Source organism: Rahnella perminowiae, from assembly GCF_019049755.1.
Taxonomy (GTDB): domain Bacteria; phylum Pseudomonadota; class Gammaproteobacteria; order Enterobacterales; family Enterobacteriaceae; genus Rahnella; species Rahnella perminowiae.
Genome location: NZ_JAFMOS010000319.1, coordinates 1 through 4611, shown reverse-complemented (window position 1 = coordinate 4611; position 4611 = coordinate 1). Strand labels below are relative to the sequence as shown.

7 protein-coding genes are annotated in these 4611 nt (G+C 49.5%); 2 read left to right on the top strand and 5 right to left on the bottom strand.

What is annotated here, in order from left to right; genetic code table 11:
* Positions 1-40 precede the first annotated feature (40 nt).
* Entirely contained in the window at positions 41-811 is a 771-nt protein-coding gene (locus tag J1785_RS03180; protein ID WP_129953145.1) for an ABC transporter permease, read from the bottom strand.
* Positions 811-1734, bottom strand: coding sequence for an ABC transporter ATP-binding protein (locus tag J1785_RS03175; protein ID WP_129953146.1), 924 nt, complete (start codon positions 1732-1734; stop codon positions 811-813). The genes J1785_RS03180 and J1785_RS03175 overlap by 1 nt, the downstream gene beginning before the upstream one ends.
* Positions 1735-1867: 133 nt before the next feature.
* On the opposite strand from J1785_RS03175, the gene can reads away from it, so the two are divergent.
* Positions 1868-2524, top strand: a complete 657-nt coding sequence (gene can / locus J1785_RS03170) for a carbonate dehydratase (protein WP_129953147.1) — start codon at positions 1868-1870, stop codon at positions 2522-2524.
* A 108-nt stretch (positions 2525-2632) separates the two neighbouring features.
* Here can and J1785_RS26990 read toward each other — a convergent pair whose 3' ends face one another.
* A complete protein-coding gene (locus tag J1785_RS26990; RefSeq protein WP_418952318.1) occupies positions 2633-3007 on the bottom strand; it encodes a phage integrase in 375 nt (124 codons plus the stop codon).
* Here J1785_RS26990 and J1785_RS03165 point away from each other — a divergent pair.
* Positions 2953-3186, top strand: coding sequence for a hypothetical protein (locus J1785_RS03165; RefSeq protein WP_235173336.1), 234 nt, complete (start codon positions 2953-2955; stop codon positions 3184-3186). The two genes, J1785_RS26990 and J1785_RS03165, sit on opposite strands and share 55 nt — an antisense overlap.
* A 302-nt stretch (positions 3187-3488) precedes the next feature.
* On the opposite strand, the gene J1785_RS03160 is transcribed toward J1785_RS03165, so the two are convergent.
* Together J1785_RS03160 and J1785_RS03155 are read right to left on the bottom strand one after the other, a co-directional pair.
* The gene (locus tag J1785_RS03160; RefSeq protein WP_217218787.1) at positions 3489-3977 is read right to left on the bottom strand and encodes a DUF2778 domain-containing protein; all 489 of its coding nucleotides are present in this window, start codon (positions 3975-3977) and stop codon (positions 3489-3491) included.
* Positions 3978-4469 carry an Hcp family type VI secretion system effector gene (locus J1785_RS03155; protein WP_217218786.1) on the bottom strand — a complete coding sequence of 164 codons (492 nt, stop codon included), beginning with the start codon at positions 4467-4469 and terminating at the stop codon, positions 3978-3980.
* Between the last annotated feature and the right edge of the window lie 142 nt (positions 4470-4611).

The window sequence follows — 4611 nt, the reverse complement described above, 5'->3', positions numbered from 1 at the left end:
CCCCAACCCTCCCCTTCACCGGGGAGGGAGCACAGAAAAATCAACTACGTAAACCTCTGCCGCGTTCGATCAAGTACCACGCCAGCAAGTAAAACACCGCAATAAATGCCACCAGCACGCTCATGGTAAACACCAGTGGCACATCAGAAATCCCCAGGAAACCGTAGCGGAATCCGCTGATCATATAAACGATCGGGTTCAGCTTGGAAATCGCCTGCCAGATGGGTGGCAGCAGGGAAAGCGAGTAGAACACGCCCCCCAGATAGGTCAGCGGCGTCAACACAAAGGTCGGGATCAGGCTGATATCGTCAAACGTTGTCGCAAACACGGCGTTCAGCAAACCGCCCAGTGAGAACAGGATTGCAGTCAGCAATAATGTCAGTGCGATGATCCACCAGGAGTGGATCACCAGCGGGACGAAGAACAGCGAGATCGCCGTCACCAGGATCCCCACGCAGATCCCACGCGCCACGCCGCCGCCCACATAACCGGCAATCACCACGTGCGTTGGCACCGGTGCCACCAGCAATTCTTCAATATTGCGCTGGAATTTGGCGCTGAAGAATGACGAGGCTACGTTGGCATAGGAGTTAGTGATCACCGCCATCATGATAAGCCCCGGCACGATAAACTGCATGTAGGTGAAACCATGCATGTTGCCAATCTGTGAGCCGATCAGATTACCAAAGATGATGAAATATAAGGTCATCGTGATGACCGGTGGAACCAGCGTTTGGATCCAGATACGACCAAAGCGGTTGATCTCTTTCATCCAGATACTTTTCAGTGCCACCCAATACAATTGCGACATTATTTCTTTTCCTCGCTGCCGTTCACCAGCGTGACAAACAGCTCTTCCAGACGGTTCGCCTTGTTACGCATACTCAATACCTGCACGCCCTGCTTGCTTAGCTGGCTGAACAGGGCGTTCAGTCCCTGCTCACGCATGACTTCCACTTCCAGTGTTGACGTGTCTGTCAGTTTACTGCGATACCCTTCCAGCACCGGCAGCGGGCTTTTCGACCCTAAATCCAGAATGAAGGTTTCGGATTTCAGCTTAGAGAGCAGTTCCTTCATGCTGGTGTTTTCCACCAGCTGACCGCCCTGAATTATGCCGATATTACGGCACAACATTTCCGCTTCTTCCAGATAGTGCGTGGTCAGAATAATGGTCGTGCCCTGTGCGTTCAGCTCTTTCAGGAAGCCCCACATTGAGCGACGCAACTCAATATCCACACCCGCCGTTGGCTCATCGAGGATCAAAAGTTTAGGCTCGTGCATCAGCGCACGGGCGATCATCAGACGGCGTTTCATCCCGCCGGACAACATGCGCGAACGCTCATTGCGTTTGCCCCAGAGATCCAGCTGCGTCAGGTATTTTTCTGCACGCTCAAGCGCCAGCGGACGCGGTACGCCGTAATAACCGGCCTGATTGACCACCACCTGCATGACCGTTTCAAACGGGTTGAAGTTAAATTCCTGCGGCACCAGCCCGAGCTGACGCTTGGCGTTAACGATATCTTTATCGATGTCATAGCCAAACACCTGCACTTTGCCGGCAGTCTTGTTGACCAGTGAACTGATGATACCAATGGTGGTGGATTTACCCGCACCGTTCGGCCCAAGCAGGGCATAAAAATCGCCAGCTTCGACGCGCAGATCGATTCCACGCAAAGCCTGTACACCACCGGCGTAAGTTTTGGTTAACTTTTCCAGTTCCAATGCATAATTCATAAAGGGAGCGTACCTTCTTGTGAAAACCCTGTTGTAAGAATGAGTAAATGGAGATGCCGAATCAGCTTGAAAAGTCGGGGCATTGCCCTATATTACCCCATCGCAGTTAGCTCGCTACAGGCTATTAACCTCCATGAACGACATAGAAAGACTTATCGCTAATAACGCAGCCTGGTCCAAAACCATGATCGACGAAGATCCTGGTTTCTTTGAGCGGCTCTCCGAATCGCAAAAACCCCGTTTCCTGTGGATTGGCTGTTCTGACAGCCGCGTCCCCGCCGAGCGCCTGACCGGCCTTGAACCGGGTGAACTGTTCGTTCACCGCAACGTCGCCAATCTGGTCATACATACTGACCTTAACTGCCTGTCCGTTGTGCAATATGCTATCGACGTGCTGGAAGTTGAACACGTGATTATCTGCGGTCACTACGGCTGTGGCGGTGTACAGGCGGCGGTTGAAAACCCTGAACTGGGTTTGATTAATAACTGGCTGTTGCATATCCGGGACATCTGGTACAAACATAGCTCACTGCTGGGCGAACTGTCGCCGGAAAAGCGACTCGATAAGTTATGCGAGCTGAACGTGGTTGAGCAGGTTTACAACCTCGGCCACTCCACCGTAATGCAATCAGCCTGGAAACGTGGCCAGAAAGTCACGCTGCACGGCTGGGTTTACGGCATTCAGGACGGACGTCTGCGCAACCTCCAGGTAGACGCCACCAGCCGCGAAACGCTGGAACAGCGCTACCGTCAGGGCGTCTCCGCCCTGCTCAACGGCGACCCGCAATAACAAGCCGCCCTACTCTACAGAAATTCAAAAAACAAAAGGCACAAAAATGTGCCTTTTTTATCATTTATTTTTCCTGTACTTTCAACGCAATCACGATAAATCAATGAGTTATATGCGGTGTAAGCAGCTACAAACCCTATAAAGATGCTCAGGTTTGGACACTATGTGGACACTCCAGCCCCGCTTTACCGTTGTTGCCTTAACGCCCTTCGCCAATCTCAAAGACTTAAATTTTGTAATAGCCAGGCTATCAATTTGGAAAGAACACGGGTCATCCATCAGGTTGCAGATGAATTCCAGTTTGGCTTTGTCGAGCTTGCCGTGTTTCACGTTCTGCCCGTGACAGAGCCACCACAGTTCTATCAGCTCGGACAGGCACTGCCGCCGTGAGGGCGATTGTGGCGCGTATACGGGAAGAAACACCGAAGGTGAGTAAGTTACAGCGAAGTTTTGACCCAACAAAAGCCCGGGATGTTGCTCCATCGGCAAGACTGACTGCTGAGGAACGGGCGCGATTGCCTGAAATTGAGCGAGAATTGATGAAATGCAAAATCGCTGCTGCGCGCTGGGAGTTGGAGGCATTAAGCCGCGGGGCTACGTTGAAAATAGGTGATACAGAATTACATTTCGGAATGGTTGAGGATTGGCCGGAGTTTAGCTAAAAGAAAGCCCTGGTGGGCGTTGTATTCTAATTGCTGAGTATCTTAGTCTGATGATCTTAAATGTCGCCGGATATAAATGCGACAAAGCAGAATTACCAGAATAGATACTAAGCCTGAGATAATTAGTGAGGCATCGACATAAAGGTCTAGCGTTCCCTCTATGTCATGTACTCCCCAAAATTGAGCGAAACCTTCTATCTGTTCACCTGTAACATAGCTGTCAATCACTTGGGTAAAGATGGTCATCAGTATGCAGAACGCCACAAGGTAGCCCAATGCGGCAAAAAAATACTTAATCCACTTCATCCGAGTGTAACCCTGATCGTACCGTGTGCCTTGAGCGAAGACCCAGGTACACCGATCATTGAGGTACCCAGCAATGCAGTCCGAAGATAATCAAAATCGGATTGTGATGTCATGGTAATACAGCCCTCACTGAGTCCCTGTGGTCCGATTGGATGAAGCCGGAAACTTCCACGTTTAACTCCTTCAATAAAAGTTTCATCGTTTATCTTTCCGTCATCGCGATAGAGCCCAAACCATGTTTCTCTGTCAGTGCCGTAACCATATTTAAGGACAGCATTTCGTATGCCGCCTAAGCGCCCCCCAGATACGCGACTGACAATAAAGTAACGCCCTGTAGGAAGTGGTCCCAGATCAGCGATATTAGTTAATGTCGGGTTATTTCGACCCACTAACTGGCCTGAGAAGGCAGGGAAATTGCCGACACCAGCACAACTCAGAATTGATGTTTCCATCCCATTTAATACATAGCTACAGGTGACAGCCATTTAAGCGGTCACTCTCTCATTCCAGGCGTCGGCAAAAATTACGTTACCGTCACAATATTTCCATGTGATTTTTTCATAGCGAAGCTCAACACTTTCGTTGTGGTTATGCTTTTCGAAGGCTGGGTTTTTGATATGGTGCATTGTTGGACAGATTGATACAATTTTAACGCCTTCGAGATACATGTTGAAGTACTCAACTTCCTGGCCTGCATCGTTGATTTTGTACCATTTAAACTCGGCAGATTGGAGAGTTTGACCGGTGGCGGTTGCTTTGTAGAGATAAGGGCTAGAGCTGTCGAATTCTTTCTCAAAACCTAATGCCGCATGTATACGCGTACCGGTGATCTTGCCTGTAGCCCCGTCAGTTGGAAGATGCAGAAAGTGCCCGAAACCTTGAATCTCAATTGAACCTTCACGTCCATTCACATCGACAGACCCTTTGATATCTGCCCCGCCGTCATCCTTCAACCATAAATACGCTGGTATAGCCATTGTTAACAACTCATTATGTTTTGTAGGGAAAACATATACCCAAAAAACCACTTGAACAATATGGACTTTTACCGCAAGGCAGGGTTTTTACATTTTGCAGGCGAAGTATTCAGATGGCAGATAATTGCCATACATAACATTC

What these genes read in the sequence shown, in the direction of transcription:
- J1785_RS03180 (WP_129953145.1), bottom strand. Translation starts at nt 811, where the DNA reads ATGTCGCAATTGTATTGGGTGGCACTGAAAAGTATCTGGATGAAAGAG.
- J1785_RS03175 (WP_129953146.1), bottom strand. Translation starts at nt 1,734, where the DNA reads ATGAATTATGCATTGGAACTGGAAAAGTTAACCAAAACTTACGCCGGT.
- can (WP_129953147.1), top strand. Translation starts at nt 1,868, where the DNA reads ATGAACGACATAGAAAGACTTATCGCTAATAACGCAGCCTGGTCCAAA.
- J1785_RS26990 (WP_418952318.1), bottom strand. Translation starts at nt 3,007, where the DNA reads ATGGAGCAACATCCCGGGCTTTTGTTGGGTCAAAACTTCGCTGTAACT.
- J1785_RS03160 (WP_217218787.1), bottom strand. Translation starts at nt 3,977, where the DNA reads ATGGCTGTCACCTGTAGCTATGTATTAAATGGGATGGAAACATCAATT.
- J1785_RS03155 (WP_217218786.1), bottom strand. Translation starts at nt 4,469, where the DNA reads ATGGCTATACCAGCGTATTTATGGTTGAAGGATGACGGCGGGGCAGAT.